Origin of the sequence: Paraburkholderia sp. EG286B (assembly GCF_040965655.1) — a bacterium.
Taxonomy (GTDB): Bacteria; Pseudomonadota; Gammaproteobacteria; order Burkholderiales; family Burkholderiaceae; genus Paraburkholderia.
The window spans coordinates 1-517 of sequence record NZ_JBFRCF010000151.1; the positions used below are offsets into that span (position 1 = coordinate 1).

The 517-nt window shown below is 57.3% G+C and carries 1 protein-coding gene; it reads left to right on the forward strand.

Translation table 11 applies throughout. The annotated features are described in order from the left end of the window. Positions 1-517: AMP-binding protein (locus tag AB4Y42_RS44165; protein ID WP_368697886.1), on the forward strand; the 517-nt coding region annotated here is incomplete at both ends.

Below are 517 nucleotides of genomic sequence, written 5' to 3' on the forward strand. Positions count from 1 at the left end.
CATCGGGGCTTGGTCAATCTCGGGTTGGCTCAGATCAAGCTTTTTGGCGTTTCTTCCAATAGCCGAGTAGTGCAGTTCTCCTCCTTCGGTTTTGATGCAAGCGCCTGGGAGCTTGTTATGGCGTTCGGCTCAGGAGCCGCACTGCATTTGCCTGCGGATGAGCGCCGTCAAGCGGGTAACAAGCTATCGGATTACCTGCGAAACGAAGCCATCACCCATGCGACGTTACCTCCCGCATTGCTTCAGGGAAGCCAGGATCTGGAATGTTTGGCGTCGCAGGTTCTCATTCTTGCCGGAGAGCTGCCAAACGCAGAACTCATCCGACGCCTGCCTGCAGCATCTATTGCCAACGCCTATGGACCTACCGAAGCAACGGTCTGCGCGACGGTTTGGAGTTGCCCGGCTGAGTTTGATGGGGCCATTGTCCCGATTGGGCGTCCGATCGCGAACACGCGGGTGTATCTTCTGGACGGTCATGGCGCGCCTGTTCCGTTCGGGGTGATGGGTGAGCTTTACA